Annotated in this window: 19 protein-coding genes; 5 read left to right on the top strand and 14 right to left on the bottom strand. The window is 59.1% G+C overall.

Annotated features, from left to right (window positions below):
• The first annotated feature begins 67 nt into the window (after positions 1 to 67).
• Both yghU and ACYVDM_RS10090 read left to right on the top strand, forming a co-directional pair.
• Positions 68 to 952 (top strand): glutathione-dependent disulfide-bond oxidoreductase, encoded by an 885-nt coding sequence (yghU, locus tag ACYVDM_RS10095; RefSeq protein ID WP_415787055.1) that lies wholly within the window; start codon positions 68 to 70, stop codon positions 950 to 952.
• A gap of 32 nt (positions 953 to 984) precedes the next feature.
• Positions 985 to 1113, top strand: coding sequence for a hypothetical protein (locus tag ACYVDM_RS10090; protein WP_415786245.1), 129 nt, complete (start codon positions 985 to 987; stop codon positions 1111 to 1113).
• A gap of 32 nt (positions 1114 to 1145) precedes the next feature.
• Here ACYVDM_RS10090 and ACYVDM_RS10085 read toward each other — a convergent pair whose 3' ends face one another.
• Entirely contained in the window at positions 1146 to 2162 is a 1017-nt protein-coding gene (locus tag ACYVDM_RS10085; RefSeq protein ID WP_415786247.1) for an XdhC family protein, read from the bottom strand.
• Between the two features lie 123 nt (positions 2163 to 2285).
• Here ACYVDM_RS10085 and ACYVDM_RS10080 point away from each other — a divergent pair, with 123 nt between their 5' ends.
• Positions 2286 to 2858 carry a nucleotidyltransferase family protein gene (locus tag ACYVDM_RS10080; RefSeq protein ID WP_415786249.1) on the top strand — a complete coding sequence of 191 codons (573 nt, stop codon included), beginning with the start codon at positions 2286 to 2288 and terminating at the stop codon, positions 2856 to 2858.
• 41 nt (positions 2859 to 2899) lie between these two features.
• Here ACYVDM_RS10080 and ACYVDM_RS10075 read toward each other — a convergent pair whose 3' ends face one another.
• The 5 genes from ACYVDM_RS10075 to ACYVDM_RS10055 form a co-directional block, all read right to left on the bottom strand.
• Positions 2900 to 4057 carry an alpha-hydroxy acid oxidase gene (locus ACYVDM_RS10075; RefSeq protein WP_415786251.1) on the bottom strand — a complete coding sequence of 386 codons (1158 nt, stop codon included), beginning with the start codon at positions 4055 to 4057 and terminating at the stop codon, positions 2900 to 2902.
• Positions 4058 to 4162: 105 nt separating this feature from the next.
• The gene (locus ACYVDM_RS10070) at positions 4163 to 5326 is read right to left on the bottom strand and encodes an acyl-CoA dehydrogenase family protein (protein ID WP_415786253.1); all 1164 of its coding nucleotides are present in this window, start codon (positions 5324 to 5326) and stop codon (positions 4163 to 4165) included.
• 58 nt (positions 5327 to 5384) lie between these two features.
• A complete protein-coding gene (locus ACYVDM_RS10065) occupies positions 5385 to 6554 on the bottom strand; it encodes a CaiB/BaiF CoA transferase family protein (protein ID WP_415786255.1) in 1170 nt (389 codons plus the stop codon).
• Positions 6555 to 6568: 14 nt separating this feature from the next.
• Positions 6569 to 8260 (bottom strand): thiamine pyrophosphate-binding protein, encoded by a 1692-nt coding sequence (locus ACYVDM_RS10060; protein ID WP_415786257.1) that lies wholly within the window; start codon positions 8258 to 8260, stop codon positions 6569 to 6571.
• A 12-nt stretch (positions 8261 to 8272) separates the two neighbouring features.
• Complete coding sequence (locus tag ACYVDM_RS10055) at positions 8273 to 9247, bottom strand: Bug family tripartite tricarboxylate transporter substrate binding protein (RefSeq protein WP_415786259.1); 975 nt, start codon at positions 9245 to 9247, stop codon at positions 8273 to 8275.
• 249 nt (positions 9248 to 9496) lie between these two features.
• On the opposite strand from ACYVDM_RS10055, the gene ACYVDM_RS10050 reads away from it, so the two are divergent.
• Positions 9497 to 10246 carry an IclR family transcriptional regulator gene (locus ACYVDM_RS10050; RefSeq protein WP_415786261.1) on the top strand — a complete coding sequence of 250 codons (750 nt, stop codon included), beginning with the start codon at positions 9497 to 9499 and terminating at the stop codon, positions 10244 to 10246.
• On the opposite strand, the gene ACYVDM_RS10045 is transcribed toward ACYVDM_RS10050, so the two are convergent.
• Positions 10193 to 11605, bottom strand: a complete 1413-nt coding sequence (locus ACYVDM_RS10045) for an RNA-guided endonuclease TnpB family protein (RefSeq protein ID WP_415786263.1) — start codon at positions 11603 to 11605, stop codon at positions 10193 to 10195. The genes ACYVDM_RS10050 and ACYVDM_RS10045 overlap by 54 nt on opposite strands.
• On the opposite strand from ACYVDM_RS10045, the gene ACYVDM_RS10040 reads away from it, so the two are divergent.
• Positions 11581 to 12018: an enolase C-terminal domain-like protein gene (locus ACYVDM_RS10040; protein WP_460475413.1), complete on the top strand. Its 438-nt coding sequence runs from the start codon at positions 11581 to 11583 to the stop codon at positions 12016 to 12018. The two genes, ACYVDM_RS10045 and ACYVDM_RS10040, sit on opposite strands and share 25 nt — an antisense overlap.
• Positions 12019 to 12033: 15 nt before the next feature.
• Here ACYVDM_RS10040 and ACYVDM_RS10035 read toward each other — a convergent pair whose 3' ends face one another.
• From ACYVDM_RS10035 to ACYVDM_RS10005, 7 genes are all read right to left on the bottom strand, one after another.
• A complete protein-coding gene (locus tag ACYVDM_RS10035) occupies positions 12034 to 13452 on the bottom strand; it encodes an MmgE/PrpD family protein (RefSeq protein WP_415786265.1) in 1419 nt (472 codons plus the stop codon).
• Positions 13449 to 14345, bottom strand: coding sequence for a polysaccharide deacetylase family protein (locus ACYVDM_RS10030; RefSeq protein WP_415786267.1), 897 nt, complete (start codon positions 14343 to 14345; stop codon positions 13449 to 13451). Before ACYVDM_RS10030 ends, ACYVDM_RS10035 begins: the two co-directional genes overlap by 4 nt.
• A gap of 1 nt (position 14346) precedes the next feature.
• The gene (locus tag ACYVDM_RS10025) at positions 14347 to 15096 is read right to left on the bottom strand and encodes an ABC transporter ATP-binding protein (protein ID WP_415786269.1); all 750 of its coding nucleotides are present in this window, start codon (positions 15094 to 15096) and stop codon (positions 14347 to 14349) included.
• Positions 15097 to 15103: 7 nt separating this feature from the next.
• Complete coding sequence (locus tag ACYVDM_RS10020) at positions 15104 to 15889, bottom strand: ABC transporter permease (RefSeq protein WP_415787059.1); 786 nt, start codon at positions 15887 to 15889, stop codon at positions 15104 to 15106.
• 110 nt (positions 15890 to 15999) lie between these two features.
• Positions 16000 to 16986 (bottom strand): ABC transporter substrate-binding protein, encoded by a 987-nt coding sequence (locus tag ACYVDM_RS10015; RefSeq protein WP_415786271.1) that lies wholly within the window; start codon positions 16984 to 16986, stop codon positions 16000 to 16002.
• Positions 16987 to 17011: 25 nt separating this feature from the next.
• On the bottom strand, positions 17012 to 17815 hold the full coding sequence (locus ACYVDM_RS10010) for an enoyl-CoA hydratase (RefSeq protein WP_415786273.1): 804 nt from the start codon (positions 17813 to 17815) through the stop codon (positions 17012 to 17014).
• Between the two features lie 38 nt (positions 17816 to 17853).
• A complete protein-coding gene (locus ACYVDM_RS10005) occupies positions 17854 to 19050 on the bottom strand; it encodes a CaiB/BaiF CoA transferase family protein (protein WP_415786275.1) in 1197 nt (398 codons plus the stop codon).
• Between the last annotated feature and the right edge of the window lie 60 nt (positions 19051 to 19110).

The following is a 19110-nucleotide window of genomic DNA, read 5'->3' as shown; positions in this document are numbered from 1 at the left end:
CCAGTCTGATTCTGGCCGGCTGCGCCCTTTCCTCCCGGCATGAATGCCGAGGTTCCCGGAGCAAATGATGAACAATTCGTCCGATTATGTCCCGCCCAAGGTATGGAAGTGGGAAAAGCAAAACGGTGGTCGATTCGCGAACATTAATCGGCCCGTTTCTGGCGCCACGCATGAAAAAGAACTGCCGGTGGGCCGACATCCCCTGCAGCTTTATTCACTGGCCACGCCTAATGGCCAGAAAGTGACGATCATGCTGGAGGAACTGCTGGCATTGGGCCACCAAGGCGCCGAGTACGACGCTTGGTTGATCCGAATCGGCGAAGGCGATCAATTCGGCAGCGGCTTTGTCGCGGCGAATCCGAACTCGAAGATTCCAGCGCTGGTCGACCGCAGTACGCCTACGCCCATTCGCGTCTTTGAGTCGGGCGCCATCCTGATGTACCTGGCGGAGAAGTTCGATGCCTTTCTGCCGACCGAACCCGCCGAACGCGCCGAGTGCCTGTCGTGGCTGTTTTGGCAAATGGGCAGCGCGCCCTATCTGGGTGGAGGGTTTGGGCATTTTTATAGCTATGCGTCCGTCAAGATCGAGTACGCGATTGATCGCTTCGCCATGGAGGCCAAACGACAACTGGACGTGCTCGACAAGCGTCTGGCAGACAACGAGTTTCTAACGGGCGACCAGTACACCATCGCGGATATGGCAGTCTGGCCGTGGTACGGCGGCCTCGTCAAAGGAGAGATCTATGACGCCGCCGAATTTCTGTCCGTGCAGGAGTATACGAACGTCCTGCGTTGGGCAAGCGCCATCGCGGCCCGCCCCGCCGTGCAACGAGGCCGGATCGTCAACCGTGCCCGCGGAGATCTATCCAGCCAACTGCACGAGCGACACGACGCCTCGGATTTCGACTTGCGTACGCAGGATAAACTGGAGGGTAGCGACGGGAAGGTCTGATCCGTTCAAATAAATACTAGCGAACAGTCACCATGCAGCAAACTACCCTGCCCTGCGGCACCGGCTCGGATGGCCTGCCGATCGGTCTGCAACGGGTAGGCGGCTTTCGCCAGGACGCGGAGTTGCTCAAGGCCTGCGCCGTGTTCGAGGCGGCAGGTTAGCCCGGACACCGTGTGCCGACTGAAAAAACACGTCAGGAAGCCGATGTTTCCTGACGCGTCTTGGCGCTCTCCACGGATAGCGTATCAGGAAGCGCCACCCCATTTTTGATGGCAAGCACCTGGGCCATGATGCTGACAGCGATTTCCGCGGGCGTCTTGCTGCCAATATAGATGCCGATCGGTGCGTGCAGGCGCTGCAATGATTCGGGGGTCTCGTCGAAATACTCGATAAAGCGCTTTTTGCGTTCGTTGGTATTACGGCGCGAACCGATTGCCCCCACATAGAATGCTGGGCTATGCAGTGCCTCGAGCAGCGCCAGGTCGTCGAGCTTGGGGTCGTGGCTCAAGGCCACCACGCACGTCCGCGAATCGGGTTTCATCGCAAGGACGGCGTCGTCGGGCATGTCGGAGACTAGCGCGACACCAAGCACGGACCAACTCCCGGTGTGTTCGACGCGCGGATCACAGACAGTGACCGCAAAATCGTTAAACAACGCCATGGTAGCGAGGTATTCGGCCATTACGCCCGCGCCGATCAGCAACATCCGATATTGCGGCCCCAGCGTACTGGACAACATCGCACCATCAAAGTGCAGCGCCTCGGGAGCGGTGGTGGGCGTCAGAGTGACGGCGCCGGTGGCGCAGTTCACCGACCGCTGGACGAGGTGGCCGGACTCCAGTTGCTGAACCAGCGCATCCAGTGCCTCAACATCGGGCTGAAACTCCAACAGCAATTCCAGCGTACCGCCACACGGCAACCCAAACTGATGCGCCTCGTCCGCCGTGACGCCGTAACGCACGAGCGAGGGTGTCGACCGCGGTATGCCCTCGCCTCCATAGGCCTGGGTATAGCGTTGCACCAAGTCGTCTTCGATACAGCCCCCTGACACCGAACCGATGCAGCGGCCGTCTTCGCGTAATGCCATCATGGAACCGACTGGGCGCGGGGATGAACCCCAGGTTTTGACGACCGTGACGAGCATGACTCGCTGCCCGTCGGCGTGCCAATCGCGTGCGCTGCGCAATACGCGTACGTCGACGCTTTCCATGCGATGATTTCCTTATACGTGGCGGGCTGTGCTCGTTCCCGAACGTCCCGCTTGCCTACTGTCTACGGTTTGCCGCTAGCCAGGATAGACTAAGCACATCCCATTAATCGATCGTATTGCCAAATGCCAAAAACGCTACCTGATCCCGTCGTCATTGTACTTGCAGCCGGCCAGGGAACCCGTTTTCGCGCGTCAGGGGGACAGGTGCACAAGCTTGACGCAGCGTTAGCGGGGCTGCCCGTGCTACAGCACGTGATACGCGCGGTGACGGCGTCGGGATTGCCGTGGCACGTTGTCCACCATGCATCGGGAGCCGGTATGGGCGACTCTATCGCCGCAGGCATCAACGCCACGGTCGATGCGCCAGGCTGGCTTATCCTGCCTGGCGACCTGCCACTGGTCACACCGCACTCGTTACGTTGCGTGGCGCAAGCGCTGGCCACATACACCGTGGTGGTGCCCCATTGGCAACAGCACCGGGGGCATCCAGTCGGGTTCAGCGCGGCGTGTCGCGATGCACTGATGCAACTGTCCGGCGAGATGGGTGCCGCATCGGTGGTGCGCCATTACCGCACATCAAATGAGGTCCTGGACCTGGCGCTGCACGACAGGGGCATCATCACCGATATCGATACCGTGGCGGATCTGGCGGGCGCGGAAAGCCTCCTGGCCTCGCGCTCTCGCCCATCGCGTTGACGGCCGATAGACCACCCATCAGCCCGCTATCGGCCCAGGCGCTACCCTGCCCCCAGGTCACGCAACGACGCCATGGTGACCTCGTAGGGGTGGGTGACCCCCAGCAGGGCCATATTCCGATGGACTTCCTCGTGTAGCAGCGTCAGTGCCCGAAGCACCCCTGCCTGCCCGGCGGCCGCGACGGCGTAATTGAAGGGGCGTCCGGCAAAGACGCAACGCGCTCCTAAGGCGAGTGCTTTTAAGACATCGGACCCCCGCCGTATTCCACTGTCCATCATCACCACCGTCTCGGGCACGGCCGCTACGATGTCAGCCAACACGTGCAGCGGCGATACGGCCCCGTCCACTTGGCGGCCACCGTGATTGGAGACCACGATGCCGTCCACGCCGATAGAACGGCAGACCTTCGCATCCTCAACGGAAAGTACGCCTTTGATGATCAGGTTGCCCTGCCAGAAGGTGCGCGCAGCCTCGATGTGCGACCAGTTCAGGCTGTCACGGCTCTTGATGTCCCTGTTCAGGTTTTTAGAGAGAACCGGATGACCCCGCTCGGCTCTCCAATTCTCGAGATGCGGCATGCCATCGTTCAACAACATGCGCGCAAAGCTACCAAACAACCATCCGGGTCGCGAGATCCCCTGCAAGGCCAGATTCAGGCTAGGTCGCAGGGGCGATGAAAAACCATTGCGCACATACCGGTCGGGGCTCACCGAGACCGGCAGATCCACCGTCAATACCAGATTCTTGTATCCCGCCGCGGCGGCGCGATCCAGCAGGCGTTGGATTTCGTCTTTTTCACCCGGTACATAGGCCTGAAACCACGCGTTGGGCGCGGCCGCCGCGACGGTTTCGAGGCGGGTCAGCGACGCACCGCTCAGGACATACGGCACATTGCGTTGATGCGCCGCCTGGGCAAGCGCGACGTCTCCGTGATAGGTGTACATGGCACCCAGCCCCACCGGTGAAATGCCGAATGGACTGGCATATTCGTGACCAAACAGCGTAATCCGCTGATGCCGGCCAGAGACATCTTGCAGCATCCGCGGAATAAAGCCGTAACGCTCAAACGCATTTCGATTGCGCCGCAGGGACACCTCGTCCTCGGCACCATTCTGGATATAGCTGAATATCGCCCGAGGCAGTGCCTTGCGGGCGAGTTCTTCGAAATCCAGCAAATTTTGAACGTTATCCAAACGCATTTGTCGCCTCATTTTTATGATCGACATAGAGTGTACGTCCGCCTGCGCCCTTTGCGAATTCCGCAACGATTCCGCGGCAGGCCCGCAGAGCCAATGTTTTACGATTTAGTAGGACTTGGGCAGACCCAATGTTTTCTCGGCGATGAAGCTAAGAATCATCTGCGGACTCACGGGTGCGAGGCGCGGTATCCATGCCTCGCGCAAATAGCGTTCGACGTGATATTCCTTGGCGTAGCCCATGCCGCCATGCGTAAAGATGGCGTTCTCGCAAGCCGTGTAGCAGGCTTCGGCCGCCAGGAACTTCGCGCTATTGGCTTCTGCGCCACAGGGTTGTTTCTGGTCGTACAGCCACGCGGCTTTTTGCACCATCAGGTGAGCGGCCTCCAGCTCCATCCACGAACGCGCCAGGGGATGCTGTATGCCCTGATTCTTGCCGATCGGCCGATCGAACACTTCGCGTTCCTTGGCGTAGCGGCTGGCTTTGCGCAGCGCGACCTGGCCCAGGCCGACGGCCTCCGCGGCAATGAGGATACGCTCGGGATTCAATCCATGAAGAATGTAGCTGAACCCCTTGCCTTCGTCGCCGATGCGGTCTTCGACAGGGATGCGCAAGTCATCAATGAACAGTTGGTTCGAGTCCACACACTTGCGGCCAAGCTTTTCGATTTCGTGCACTTCAATAGCGGAACGATCAAGGTCCGTATAGAACAGGCTCAGCCCTTCACTCCCTTTACAGTCCTCAATCGGGGTCGTACGCGCCAGCAATAGAATTTTATTAGCGACTTGGGCGGTCGAGATCCACACCTTCTGACCCGTGACCACGTAATGATCTCCCTGGCGAACGGCACGGGTTTTCAGTTTGAGCGTGTTCAAGCCCGTATTGGGCTCGGTGACGCCGAAGCAGGCTTTGTCTGTACCTGCGATCAGGGGCGGTAGCCACCGTTGTTTCTGATCTTTCGTACCAAACACCACAACCGGGTGCAGGCCAAAAATATTCATATGTACGGCCGATGCACCAGACAGGCCAGCACCGGTAGCCGATATCGTGTGCATCATCAGTGCCGCCTCGCTGATCCCCAGCCCCGCGCCGCCGTACTCCTGCGGCATGGCAATGCCCAGCCACCCTGACTGCGCCAGCGCCTGATGAAAATCAAAGGGATAGCCGCCGTTCTTGTCCTTGTTGAACCAATACTCATCATCGAACGGTTCGCACAGGCGTTCAATCGCCGATTTTATTTGTTCGTGCTCGTCACTGAGTCTGAAATCCATGACACGTATCCTGCTGGGGTGGATGGTTGAAAAATATTGATGCGACGCTGCCCTAGCCTCACACAACCACGGGAGCCGGAAAATCAAACTCGAGCTGGTGTTGACCAAAACACGGCGGCGGCATGCGATAACGCGCGGGGGTTCGGCTGAGTTTTACCGGCGAGGCGATACCCATGTAGCCATCGTGCTCCAGGACCATTTGACGATGCGCGGTATGAGGATGCTGCAAGGCTTGAGGGATGCTCAACACGCTCGAGCACGGCACCCCCGCCTGAAGCAACTGTTCAGAAAGCGCCTGGGCGTCGTGCTCACGCAGCAGCGCGATCAATGCCTGGCTAAGCGCCTGCCTGTTGGCGCACCGATCACGATTCGATGCATATCGCGGGTCCTTTGCGATCTCTGGAACGCCAAGCGCCTCGCACAGAATCCCGAACTGACGGTCATTGCCAACAGCGAGAAAAATCGGGTCGGTCGCGGTTGGAAAGGTATCGTACGGGGCAATGTTGGGATGGGCATTGCCCGTTCGTTCAGGCTTGGCGCCAGAGGCAAAGTAGCTCGCCGTATGCGGATGCAAGATTGACAGAGCGCAATCGAACAGCGCGATGTCCACGAACTGCCCGCGGCCGCTGCGACGTCGCTCTTGCAGGGCCAACAACACACCGATCGCGGCATTCATACCCGTCACCATATCCACGATCGGCACGCCCACGCGCGTGGGTTCGCCAGCGGCATCGCCATTGACGCTCATGATGCCGGACATGGCCTGGATTGCGGCGTCGTAACCGGGCATGCCACCCAGCGGACCATCGGCGCCAAAGCCGGATACGCGGCAATGAATCAATTGCGGAAACCGTTCGCTCAGCACGTCGAAACCCAGCCCCCAACGCTCCATCGTGCCACTCTTGAAGTTCTCGACAAGGACGTCGGCATTCTCCAGTTGAGCCAGCAAATGATCGCGCCCGGTTTCGGACGATAAATCAAGCCAGGCGCCGCGCTTGTTGCGATTGATCCCCTGGTAATACGCCGCGACGTCGCCCATGAAAGGGGGACCCCAGGTGCGAGTTTCATCGCCGGCGGGCGGCTCGATCTTGATCACATCTGCACCGTGGTCGGCCAATATCTGAGTGCAATAGGGGCCGCTTAGCACCCTGGAAAGATCGATGACACGGATGCCGTCCAATGCCCCGCCGACCGAGTCGCGGTCAGTCAAACTAGAAGCTTTCTGCATGATCGCCTGCCACGTTATGGTTTCGCCTCATCACCCGCCCGTGCTTTGGCGGCATTGATCATCGCGGAATAGGGGTAGTACGGCGGGAACGGTCCGATGGCGTGCATGTCGACCTCTACGAGAGAGGGGCCGCGCGTCGCGAGCGCCTGCTGTACGGTGGCGCCAAAGTCCTCTACCCTGCTCACGCGCCAAGCCGGCATATTGGCGAGTTCGGCCAGCTTTAACAGATCGGGCGCCAACAGATTGCTATGCGCATAGCGTCCTTCGCACATCGCATCCTGCATGTGCTTGATGACGCCATAGCCACCGTCATTCATGACGATCATCACGATGTTGGCAGCTTCCTGCACAGCCGTCCATATCTCCGTCATATTGAAGAAGAAACCCCCGTCACCACTAAGCAGCACCACTTTTTGATTCTTGCTGCCGATCGCTGCCCCGATACCGAGCTGAAGCCCCTGGCCGATGCCCGCCCCTACGGGATAGATGTTGTGATGCTGGTCATGCAGCGGGAAAAGGCGATGGCCCCACGTGCTATTGCTGAGCGTAACGTCGCGCGCGAAGATGGTATCGGCGGGCATCACGGCACGCAGTTCAGACGCAAAGTCTTGATAAGGGCCCAGCGTCTGTCGAAAATCAGCGATCGCTTGTTGCTTCGCATCGCGCACGGCCTGCGTAAATGCCGGATCAATCGACAATGTCTCGTCGCGCAAGCGGGTCAGCAGCTGCCGCAGCGCGACGGCGGCATCGGCACATACGAGAAGCTTGCCGGGATAACCGCGATCCTGGGCAGCCGGATCCACATCGATTCTCACCAGGTTGTCTGGCAGCTTCAGTTTGTGATCAAGGGTCTCGTGCCCACGCAACCGGGAACCCACGACGAGCAGGAGATCGGCCTGCTCATAAAGCGCTTGAACCGCCGGGCTGCCCGGGCCGTTGAGCCCGCCGAGATTCGAGGGATGGTCGTCGGTGACGACACCGTGCCCATTCCAGCTCGTGACCATGCCAAAGCCCAACTCCAGCAATGCAGCTAGCTCCCGACTCGCATCCCGGGCGCCGCCACCTGCCCAGATCATGGGACGCTTGGCGGCTTTCAGGAGTTGCGTCAGCTGCTGGATCTCTTGCGCTGACGGCTCTCGCGATGCTGGCGCGGGAACGACATAGGCCTGTGCATCGGCGGGCCGGCCGATCTCGGCACGCTGAATATCGATGGGAATCTCGACACTGACGGGGCCTCTCGGTGCCGTCACCGCCTCGGTCCAGGCCTGCTTCAAGACATCGAGCGCCTCGTTTGCTGCGCGCACGCGAAAGGCTTTCTTGCTGACGCTGCTCAGCATGCCTAGCTGGTCTGGCACGTCATGCACGGCGCCCGTATCGGCACCGATATGAGCCATGGCGCTCTGGCCGGTGAGGTGTAGCAGCGGCGTACCCGCAAACCTGGCCTCTACCAAGCCAGGCACCGCATTGGATGCGCCCGGCCCGGTACTACTGATCACGACGCCGACCTTGCCGCTCGCACGCGCCAGGCCGTCAGCCATGTGCGCGGCGCCCGTCTCTCCGCGCGTCATCACCATACGGATGGTGTTGTTCAGCGTGATACCGTCCATCATCGGGATGTTATGGACGGAGATAATGCCGAAGACGGTGTCTACACCGTTATGGGCGAGAAAGTCTGCCACCAAGTGGCCAACAAGGTATTTCGACATCAAATTGCTCCCTTAATCCTGGCGAAGATTGGCACGCTCGGCGAGGTCGCGAAACTGCTCTCCCTCGCTTGCAATACGTTCCCCCACTTGCTTGGGAGAACTGTCGACGATGGTGTAGCCCGAGGCTTGCATCCGCTCGCGAAAAGCGTTGTTGGCAAGTATTTTTGCGTTCGCGTCCGACAGGGCCTTAACCACTTCTGCCGATGTGCCGGCAGGTGCCAGGATGCCCAGCCATCCGTCAAAAATGAACTTGGGATAACCGGCTTGAACCATGGTCGGGACGTCTTTGAACATGGCATTGCGTTCACCCGAGGTAACGGCCAATGCCCGAACACGACCGCTTTCCACCAGGTTTTTCGCCGTGGTATTCAGGTCAAACAACATGGTGATCCGGTCCGCGATCAGGTCACTTTGCGCGGGTGCGTTGCCCTTGTACGGAACGTGCGTCAGCTCAATGCCCGCGTTTTGCTCGAAGAGTTCGCCGGACAGATGGTTCGACGCGCCCACGCCGGCAGACCCGTAAGTCAACTTGCCGGGATTCGCCTTGGCCGCCGTCACCAGGGATTGAATGTCCTTATAAGGGGATGCGGCGTTCACCAGCAATACGTTGGTGTAGCTCACCACCGTCGCCACGGGCTGAAAATCCTTGATCGGATCAAAGTTTGTCTTTTGCAGCGCGGGGGTAATCGTGACGGTCGGGCTGGCGGTGAAAAACAGGGTATAGCCATCGGCGGGCGCGCTCGCGACGGCCTGCGCCGCAATCGTTCCGCTGGCGCCACCGCGGTTTTCAACCACCACGGACTGCTTGAGTAGCTGGCCCAGGTGTTGCGCATACTCACGCGCCACAATGTCCACCGACCCCCCGGGCGAATAACCCACCAGCAACCGTATCGCTTGATTGGGATAGCCCCCTTGCGCCATGACGGCTGAAAAAGGAACCGCGCTCAGGCAAACGGCCGCTGCCAGCTTTTTTGACCAGATGTTCATATCGTCTCCGTGTGTTCTGTATTGCCGCTCAAACCGCGCGGCTTTTTGGAATGCCGGTGGGCATGTCGAGAAAACTATATCACCTTAAATTCTTATGAAAGAATAATTATTCCTACACATGAATTTTTGTTAAGCTGGATAAAATTTTGATACCCAGGCAATGCAGTACCTCGCGTTGACCCTTCTTGGCCGCTGACCCAGACAGGCTCTTGCCCGACGGGCGCCTTGTCCTATCGATAGGATGGATTTATGTCGGAAGTAAAACTTGTCGCCCGTACACTTGATTTATTTGAATGCTATGCAGACAAGGGGGAACCGCTGTCTCTCACCGAGCTCTCGCAGGGATTACAGGCACCGATGTCCAGCACGCTGGCGCTGGTGCGCACGCTGGTAGGCCGCGGCTACCTCTACCAAACACGCAAACGCACCTATTACCCGACAAAGAAATTGATGGGCATCTGTACGTCCATTGACATGCAAGATCCCGTACTGGACATCTTGCGCCCTTACTTGGTGCGACTACGGGACAAAAGCCGTGAAACCGCGGTTCTGGGAACACGTGAAGATTTGCGGGTGCTTTATCTGGACGTCGAGCCCTCGTCCCACCCCATCCGCTATACCGCGCAAGCCGGCGAGACTCGAGGCTTGCACTCGAACTCCCTAGGCAAAGCCTTGTTGTCGGCCTTGGAAGAGAAGGAATTGCAGGATGTGCTGGGTCGTCTCAAACTGACAGCGCTGACCGATAAAACCCTGAGCAGCCCATCAGCGTTGCGGGCAGATTTAACGCTATCTCGTCAACGAGGCTGGTCAGCGAATATCTCGGAAAGTGTTCCGGATCTCGCCGCCGTGGCTGCGCCCTTTTGCCTGGCCGGAAAATGGTATGCCCTATCCATCGTCGGACCGATCGTCCGAATGCAGGACGCATGGGATCAGCATGTAAAGGTATTAACCGGCGTCATGAAGGATATCGCGCAAGATCAGGCTGTGGAGAATATGTGAGGGATAGCCGCAGGAGATATCGACACGAAGATCGACACGAAGATCGACAATATCAATATCACGATTTTCTCTTGGGACGACATCGCACCGACGAGTTACGCGGCGCATACCAGCAAATTTTCCGGTTCGAGCAAACTGGGTTTGTTGTCTATCCAAACCGTTGACTGCCCCTTCCCTAAAGGGAAGGGATTCCCACTTCACCGAACCGAGCCGTTGCGCATCAACACTCATGCACTCAGGTCTTACCGTTTCTCCATGGGCTAACACCGCCAGCCCGGCGGCTAATACGTTATTCGCTGCGTTGAGGTCACGGTCGTGGTCTGTTCCGCATCCCGGGCACGACCAACGCCGTACGTTCAACGACAACTTGGTCAAGACATGCCCGCAATGGCTGCAACGCTTGGTGGAGGGGTACCAGCGATCCACCCGCACGACGTCTCGTCCAACCCAACGCGCTTTGTATTCAAGCTGTCTCACGAACTCCGCCCATCCGGCATCACCGATGGATTTAGCAAGACAGCGGTTTTTCTGCATGGCTGATACAGACAAGCTTTCTACGGCGATCACTTGGTTCTCGTGGATCAACCGGGTGGAGAGCTGGTGCAGGAAATCCCTGCGGGTGTCTGCGATCTTGGCATGCAGTTTGGCGACTTTTAGTCTCGCCTTGGCACGGCGAGCCGAGCCGCGTTGTTTCCTGGCCAAACGGCGTTGTAGCTTGGCCAACTTGGCTTCATGTTGTCGAAAGACCTGCGGCGCATTGATTTTTTCTCCTGTTGAGAGGGTCGCAAAATGAGACAGCCCCAGGTCAATCCCGATACAGTTCGACGTCGGAGGTTTCTGTGCCACGACGTCATCGCACAGCAGACTGACAAAGTATCGTCCTGCGGGGTCTTTGCTGACGGTGACGGTGGTGACCTTAGCAACCTTGGGAATCTGACGGGACCAACGAATCGGGAGCGCCTCGCGCATCTTCGCCAATTTGAGCGACCGGCCATCCCAACGGAAAGCACTGGCCGTGTATTCGGCGGATTGCGAACCGTCTTTGCGTTTGAAGCGCGCGTATCCCGTGCGTTTCGCGAAGAAATTAACAAACGCCGTTTGCAGATGGCGCAGCGTTTGTTGCAGCGGAACACTGCTAACCTCGTTCAACCAAATGTGGTCCGGCGTCTTTTTCAGCGCCGTCAGCGCAGCCGAGGTCACGTGATACCCCAGACGCTCTTGTCGCTCGGCCCAAGCCGTCGAACGAAGATTAAGCATGTGGTTATAGACCACGCGCACACAACCAAACGTGCGAGCCAGAGTCATCGCTTGCTCGGGCGTGGGATAGAACCGGAATCGGTAGGCACGTTTGGTTTGCATGCCCAAGATACTATCCAAACCGAACCAGATGGCTGGATATTTATCCAGATATCAACTCATATCAGACCAATCCTGCAGCCCGACGGCTGCACTCCTTTCCTCCCCGGCATGGATGCCAAGGTTTCTGGAAGCAATGGATAAACTACGAAATCCACCGCGGTGGAAATTCGTTGAACAACGTCGCGCAATTGCATGTCGCCATGGCGTTAAAAAACACGGAATTCTTCGAAGTCTTGCTTCCGGGCGGTGCGCAGAAATATAGCCTGATTGACGACATTGAGCCCGACGCGGAAGGCTACGCTCATGCACCCACCGAACCGGGCCTGGGCGCCAAGATCGACTTTGACCTCATTGAGCGCAAGCGTATCGCGGTATTGTCGTGTTTGCGTAATCCTTCGAATCAAGGGAACTGATGTCTCTAGCGCCTTTCACTCTATGCGCCTCGGGCACATCGACGCGGGCTGCAATGGCGACAATGCATCCCAATCCGCGTGCACAGGCAACGCCAGGCAAGCTTGGATCTTTGCCTGGGTCTCACTCACCGTCCAACCCGCAGCCATCATCAATCGCTGCGTCAGATCCGTCAACGCCGCCAGTGTCAACGGATTTTCCGGATCACCGGGCGCGTCATCGGCTTGCGCCTGGAACGTACGACCATCTTTCAATGACATCGTGACTGCGGAGCCAAAATGCGCAGGATATCGAGCATTGCTGCGCGCATCGGTTAGCAGCCGTGTCAGCGACCGCAGTCGTGCGCAATCAGGATCCGTCAACGATGGGCCATCCAGCTGCGCCGGCTCCAGGCTACCTGACAGCAAGGCCTGCGCCACGACATGCTGCAAGCTAAATCGCGCTTGCGCGGCACTTACCGGCTCGGGCCTATCGCAAAATGCAATAGCGTCGTCATAGGTATGAATGTCGATGCTTCGTATCTCGTCCACCAATGCGGTACGTGGCGGAATGCTGGAGAGTGCGCTTAACCACATTTTTCGCACATCCAATGCGGCGGCGATCGCCGCATGAGCGTGACGACAGGCCGTCCAAGGTTTGAAGCTGACGCCATGGATATGAGGATCGCTGTCTGGCGCATTCAAAACAGCCGTCGCGTTGCCCTGCTCGGACAACGCTGCAAAGAAACCCTTATCACCCTCCAACGCATGTTCTGGGCCTGTCAATCCGGCGCGCGCCCACAAGGCAGCCTGTACGCCCACCTGTGCCGCGCGTTGCGTATGCCAAGGTTTCGCATCGCAATCGTCCAGTCGGATTTGCCATAAGCCAGCCGCCTGTGTTGCAGCCAGGCAAATGGCATGTGCGCATTGCTCCGCACTTAACTTTAGAAGCGCTGCCGCCGCAACGGCAGCGCCGATTGCACCGCAAGTCGCGGTGGGATGGAAAAACCGGTAATGCGCCGGGTTGGCCGCTAACCCCATGCGTATCGTGGCCTCGTACCCTCGCGCCAAGGCATCCAGCACGGTTGGCCCTGATGCGCGAAGTGCCCGCCCCATATGCAAGACCACGGGGACGATCACGGGTCCGGGATGAACGAGCGCGCCACGATGCGTATCGTCAATCTCCAGCAGGCTGCCCAGCGCCGACTCGAACCACAAATCAGCGGGTCCGGGCATTAGCGCTGCCACCGTGTCAGACGTCATCGCGCCAACGTCGCTTGCCGGCGCAATGCCACCGTGTGCATGCGCCACATGGGTGGCCAACTCGGTCACGGCAGCTAATGCCGCACCACCATGCCAGTGCATCACATGCAGAGCAGACCGGTCCCGCGTGCGCGCATCGACCGGTCGCAGGCACAGTTTCGCCAGCGTCAAGGCCAGCGGCATGCGCGTCGTCAATGCGCTTTCTCCGTTTGCGAACCGGGTGCTGGAAACTGCGCGGCGTACCAATCCGCGATCGCGCTTCCGTTGAGAAATACGACCCTCGGATGCGCGATCAGCAGGTCGAGCATTTCTTCGAAATAGCCGAACCTGTGCGGAACACCCATCAAATGGGGATGCAGGCCTAGCGCCAGCACGCGGGGTTGAATCTGGCTTTCCCGCTCGAACAGGCTTAGCGTGCGCTGAAGGCGCAGCAAAAACTCATTAGACGCGTGCTTTTCGATGGCGTAGATGATCGAGTCGTTCAACTCCAGGTTGTACGGCATTTGCATCAACGCGCCCGTTTTCACCTGCATCCAGTTGGGCAAATCATCCACGACCCAGTCACACACGTAATCGACGCCGGCCGCAGCCAGTATGTCTGGCGTGTCGAAGGTCTCGCGCAATCCCGGGCTTAACCAGCCGCGCGGACGCATCCCCGTGAACGCCGCAATCTTGTCCAGGGTTTGCTCAATAATATCGGCCTCGGCACCCGCATGATTAATGGACTTTTGGTGCATGCCGTGCCCGATGAATTCCCATCCGTGACGGAGCATGGCCTCGGCGGCGCGCGGGTAAGCATCGATCACGCTGGCATTGCAACTGGTTGACGCGGGCAACTCGCGTTGTGCGATCGCGTTGAGCATACGCGGCAAGCCCGCACGCATGCCGTAATCGGCCCAACTGAAATTGGGTACGTCGGGCACGGTTTCTTTACCATGCGGCGGCGTGATCAATGTTCTGGGCATGGGCTGATCCAGGCTCCAGTTCTCGACATTGATCACCAGGTGCACCATGATCGCGCCGTCTGGATGTGGCTGACACACCGAACGGTCTTCGGGGAAAGCATAAGCAATGCGCGGATTCGCCATGTCAGTGCCTTATCTGCTTCAGAATATCCAACTTGAGGCCATTGAAAACCTCGCCCGTGATCAGATCCAGAGACCGAGGACGTTCCAGCGGTACCGTCATGCGCGACGCGATGCGTCCCGGACGCGCGGACATGACATAAATCGTGTCGGCCAGCAGGATAGCCTCGTCAATATCATGCGTGACGAACACGACTGTCGTGCGCAGGTTTTGCCACACGGACAACAGCAACTCCTGCATCGTCAAACGAGTCTGTGCATCCAGCGCACCAAAAGGCTCGTCCATCAACAACACTTTGGACTGCATCGTCAATACACGAGCAATGCCTACGCGCTGCCGCATGCCACCGGATAACTGCACCGGCAAATGCTTGGCGAAGGCCGACAGCCCCATAATGTCGAGCATCTCGCGCGCACGCGCTTCGTAGGCGTTTTGAGGCATGCCCGCGACCTTGGGACCGAACACCACGTTTTCCCAGACGTTAAGCCAGGGGAACAAGGCCGCCTCCTGGAACACCACACCGCGCTCGGGGCCAGGGCGCGACACGGTGGCGCCATTGACCGTCAGGCGGCCTGAACTGGGCGCCTCGAAACCCGCGATGAGATTCAACAGCGTGGATTTTCCGCAACCCGACGGGCCAAGCAAGGCCACGAATTCGCCCGCGTGCACGTTCAGATCGATGCCCTCTAGCGCGTGCACGGGCGTCGCGCCCGGATAAGTCTTACTGACCTGTGATACCGCAATATTGGTCATGAGATCCTCAATGATTCTGCAACATGCGCCACAAGAGTACGCGGCGCTCGATCAGCACGATCAACCGGTCGCTGATATAGCCCATCAAGCCGATCGACACCATGTCGGCCAACACGATATCCATGCGACCGACGTAATAGGCATCCCACAGGACGTAACCCAGCCCCGATTTCACCGCGACCATTTCAGACACGATGACGGCCGTCCAGGCGATGCCCAGCCCTATGCGCAATCCGGTAAAGATCGATGGCATCGCCGCCGGTAGTACGACACGCCGCAATAGTTGGCTTGAGGTGGCCCCCATCATGCTCGCGGCGCGAATCAAGTTACGATCGACGTCGCGCGCACCCTGTGTCGTGTTGACCACGATCGCGTAGAACCCGCCCAGAAAAATCAGGAAGATGGAGCCCATATCGCGTATGCCAAAGACAGCGATGGAGAACGGCAGCCACGCCGTGATCGGGATCGGACGTAGCCCCTGCACCATCGGATCCAGCATGTCGGACACGAGTCGGCTCCAGCCGATGGCCAGTCCCGTCGGAATCCCGACCAACATGGCCAGGGCGAACCCCTGAAAGACGCGCATCGCGGAATACGAGACATTGCTGACCCATGTTCCCAAGTAGGGATTCAGGCCAAGCCCCGGACTACCGAAAATCCAGTCATACCAGGATAGGGCCACCTGCCACGGTGTAGGGACGATGCCCGCGAACCGCGCGGAACTGCCCGCCGCCTGCCAGATCAACAGGACCAGGATCGGCACGATGAACCCAAGCAGGGTCTGCTTGAGCATCTGTGAACGACGTGGAGGTTTTTTTTCCACTAGCGCCACCTGTTTTAACGTAGATGCGTTCAACAAACTCTCCTGGCGTGACGAACGAAAATCGCCACGCATCGTTTACGTTATTTAGACTGCATCACCTGTTCGATCAAGGACGGGTCCCAGGCTCGGGTCACGTCATCACTGACATCTTTCGGTATCACGCCCAAGTCATGGAAGGTCTTCGCCTGGCGCTGCAATTGATCCAGATCCAGCACGCCGCCCAGCTTGATGAGCTTTACCGATTCACGCGTAACGTCGATCGGCAGACCGGTGTATTTCGCATAGGCTTGCGCAAAGGCTTCGGGATCCTTGGCGAACCGCTCTTCCGCGGATTTGTAGGCCCACAAAAAGCAGGTCACGGCTTCGCGTTTGGTCTTGATGGCCTCTCGCGTGGCGGCCAGTAACCCCAACTCGGCGCCGACGGCTTTGGATTGGCTGTACTCCAGATTTTTAGAGAAATAGGCATCACCCGAGGCCACCAACTGCGATTCGAACGGTTCCCACAGAGCTACCGCGTCCACATCACCGCGCTGCAAAGCCTGCACGAATGCGGTACCACCCCCCTGGATATTCACGGCCGTAAAGCTGTTGTACGGCACGTCCTTCTCCGTCAACGTGGCGGCCCACTGGAACCAGACGGCTGACCCCGGCGCAATGCCAATGCGCTTGCCTTTGATGTCGTCCCAGTCTTTGATATCGACGCCTTTGCGGGTCACCAGGTATTTGGGAGATGAGGCCACGCCGGTCAGGCCGACCAGTTTGTCACTGCCCTGCGCCAGCGCAATCGCCAGATCCGCCGGGCCGACGCCCGAAATGTCGACCGACCCCGACAACAGCGCCGTGCGAGCGTCTGCATAGCGCACAAACTCGACGGGCTTGATCGTGACGTTGCAGGATTTGACCTCGTCGGCGACGAACAGCATGGGCGACAAGTGGCCGACCTTGACGTATCCGACGCTCAGTTCCTGTGGCGTCGCAGCAGCCTTGGGTTGCGGGCCGACGGCAACGCTCATCGCGGCATACCCCGCCAAGGCGAGGGTCAACGCAGTCTTGATGAATGTTTTCATGATTTCCCCTTGTTTGACATCAAAATCAGCGTCCTGCGAAGCGCGGCAATCGCTTTTCGCGGAACGCGGTTTGGCCTTCCTGGTAATCCTGACTGTCGAAGCAGGCCTGTACGGCCGCATTCACCTCGTCGGCCGATGGCGCCCCCGCAAGGCCTGGCAAGTGCCGTAATGCCAGCTTGGCTGCCCGCAGGCTGAGTGGAGCATTGCCGCTGACGGCATTGATGCGTTCGATGGCGCTCCGATCGAAATCCGTATCGTCGAAAACCTCGGTGGCCAACCCGATGCGCGCCGCTTCGAGCCCATCGAAAGTGCGGGCGGTCATAAACAGATCGGAACATCGCGCCGCACCCAGGACTTCGCGCATGCGCGCGACGCCCACCAGGGTGTAGCCCAGCCCCAGCCGTGCGGCCGGCATGCGAAATCGAGCGCTGGCGTTGCAATAGCGCAGATCGCAAGACACCGCGAGGCCCATACCCCCTCCCATGCAGACACCGCGAATCACGGCGATGGTGGGATGACGACAAGCGATCAACGCGTTCTGCGCGCTGGCGACTGCCCGCTCGTAACGAGCCACCTGCTCAGGATCGTTGCGCTGTTCGCCGAACTCCGAAATGTCGGCGCCCGACACAAATGCCCTGTCGCCTCGCCCTTGCAGGACCACCGCGCGCACGTCGGAGTCACTGTCGCCCGACTGCACTGCCTGACCCAGGCTTTCCCACATGCTCAAGGACATGGCGTTGTATCGACGCGTATTCACGACCTCAATAACAAGCAATCCGTCAACGCGCCGCACATCGATATGACCCGGTGCGTTTTTCGGTGTTGTCATCCATTCCGGAGATGTCGTTATCGATTGCGGCTGCGTCATCACACCACCCCTTCGGCATGCAAACGCGCGATGGCCGCGTCGTCATACCCTGCCTCGCGCAGAACCTCGTCGGTATGCTCGCCCCAGCCCGGTGCGGTGCGTGCGATCGCGGCGGGCGTCCGCGTCAATGTGACCGGTTGGCTGATCAGCGTGCGCTCGCCCCCCTGCCAGGCCTGCACCGTACGCGCGGCCTGCAGATGCTGTACCTGTGGATCCTCGAACATTTGTGGCACGCTGTACACGGGTCCAGCCGGCACGCCTGCCGCATTCAGCAGATCGACCCAATGCGCCACGGATTGCTCACGAAAGACTTCCTGTATGACTTCGTTTAATTTCCGTCGATGGCGAACCCGCAGCTTTTCCGTGGCGTAGTCCGCGTCATCCAGCCAGTCCTGCCGACCCAGTACCAAACAAAAACGTTTCCAGTTTCCCTCCCCCGCCGCGCCCAGATTGAACGTACCGTCGTTAGCCGCAAACAGTCCCATGGGACAACTGGTGGGATGATCGTTGCCCTCTTGCACCGGCACATCGCCATCGTTCAAGTAGCGTGCCGCCTGGAAGTCCATCATCGCGATCTGGGCATGTAGCAGCGAGGCATGGACCCACTGCCCTTCACCGGAGACTTCACGCTCCAACAAGGCCGTCAGTATGCCAAGCGCCGTGTATAGGCCGGTGCTGGAATCCGCCACTGCCAGCCCTGCGCGCACCGGCCCTTGTCCGGGCAGGCCGGTTACCGACATCAAGCCACCCATGCCCTGCACGATCTGGTCGAAGCCCGGGCGCCGCGCATATGGACCATCCTGACCAAAACCCGAGATACTGGCAAGAATGATGCGCGGGTTGATCGCGCGCAGCGATTCATAATCCACACCCAGGCGCGCCTTCACATCCGGTCGCCAATTCTCAACGACGACATCAGCCTGCTCCACCAGAGAGCGCAGCACCTCTCGGCCCTCCTCGCGTTTCAGATTCAGCGTCAATGAACGCTTGTTTCTGTTCAGGTTCTGGAAGTCGCCGTTCCAGCGATCCGCCGCAAACATGGCCTCGTTGGGATCAATGCCAGGGGGAGGTTCGATGCGGATCACGTCGGCGCCGAAGTCAGCCAGCATACGCACGCACGTCGGCCCGGCACGCACCCGTGACAGGTCCAGGACACGAAAGCGCTGCAGGGCTGGAGAAATCGGAATATGTGGCATGGTGGCAGGTGATTTAGACTTATAAAGAAACGGGCGACGTGGCTGCAGCGCTGGTATGCA

The sequence above is a fragment of the Bordetella tumulicola genome (assembly GCF_054779135.1).
Note: the sequence above shows the minus strand (reverse complement) of the source record. Positions and strands in the feature narration are given on the sequence as shown.

What these genes read in the sequence shown, in the direction of transcription:
- ACYVDM_RS10085 (WP_415786247.1), bottom strand. Translation starts at nt 2,162, where the DNA reads ATGGAAAGCGTCGACGTACGCGTATTGCGCAGCGCACGCGATTGGCAC.
- ACYVDM_RS10005 (WP_415786275.1), bottom strand. Translation starts at nt 19,050, where the DNA reads ATGCCACATATTCCGATTTCTCCAGCCCTGCAGCGCTTTCGTGTCCTG.
- ACYVDM_RS10080 (WP_415786249.1), top strand. Translation starts at nt 2,286, where the DNA reads ATGCCAAAAACGCTACCTGATCCCGTCGTCATTGTACTTGCAGCCGGC.
- ACYVDM_RS10030 (WP_415786267.1), bottom strand. Translation starts at nt 14,345, where the DNA reads ATGGCGAATCCGCGCATTGCTTATGCTTTCCCCGAAGACCGTTCGGTG.
- ACYVDM_RS10075 (WP_415786251.1), bottom strand. Translation starts at nt 4,057, where the DNA reads ATGCGTTTGGATAACGTTCAAAATTTGCTGGATTTCGAAGAACTCGCC.
- ACYVDM_RS10050 (WP_415786261.1), top strand. Translation starts at nt 9,497, where the DNA reads ATGTCGGAAGTAAAACTTGTCGCCCGTACACTTGATTTATTTGAATGC.
- ACYVDM_RS10090 (WP_415786245.1), top strand. Translation starts at nt 985, where the DNA reads ATGCAGCAAACTACCCTGCCCTGCGGCACCGGCTCGGATGGCCTGCCG.
- ACYVDM_RS10010 (WP_415786273.1), bottom strand. Translation starts at nt 17,815, where the DNA reads ATGACAACACCGAAAAACGCACCGGGTCATATCGATGTGCGGCGCGTT.
- ACYVDM_RS10025 (WP_415786269.1), bottom strand. Translation starts at nt 15,096, where the DNA reads ATGACCAATATTGCGGTATCACAGGTCAGTAAGACTTATCCGGGCGCG.
- ACYVDM_RS10015 (WP_415786271.1), bottom strand. Translation starts at nt 16,986, where the DNA reads ATGAAAACATTCATCAAGACTGCGTTGACCCTCGCCTTGGCGGGGTAT.
- yghU (WP_415787055.1), top strand. Translation starts at nt 68, where the DNA reads ATGAACAATTCGTCCGATTATGTCCCGCCCAAGGTATGGAAGTGGGAA.
- ACYVDM_RS10070 (WP_415786253.1), bottom strand. Translation starts at nt 5,326, where the DNA reads ATGGATTTCAGACTCAGTGACGAGCACGAACAAATAAAATCGGCGATT.
- ACYVDM_RS10055 (WP_415786259.1), bottom strand. Translation starts at nt 9,247, where the DNA reads ATGAACATCTGGTCAAAAAAGCTGGCAGCGGCCGTTTGCCTGAGCGCG.
- ACYVDM_RS10045 (WP_415786263.1), bottom strand. Translation starts at nt 11,605, where the DNA reads ATGCAAACCAAACGTGCCTACCGATTCCGGTTCTATCCCACGCCCGAG.
- ACYVDM_RS10020 (WP_415787059.1), bottom strand. Translation starts at nt 15,889, where the DNA reads ATGCTCAAGCAGACCCTGCTTGGGTTCATCGTGCCGATCCTGGTCCTG.
- ACYVDM_RS10060 (WP_415786257.1), bottom strand. Translation starts at nt 8,260, where the DNA reads ATGTCGAAATACCTTGTTGGCCACTTGGTGGCAGACTTTCTCGCCCAT.
- ACYVDM_RS10065 (WP_415786255.1), bottom strand. Translation starts at nt 6,554, where the DNA reads ATGCAGAAAGCTTCTAGTTTGACTGACCGCGACTCGGTCGGCGGGGCA.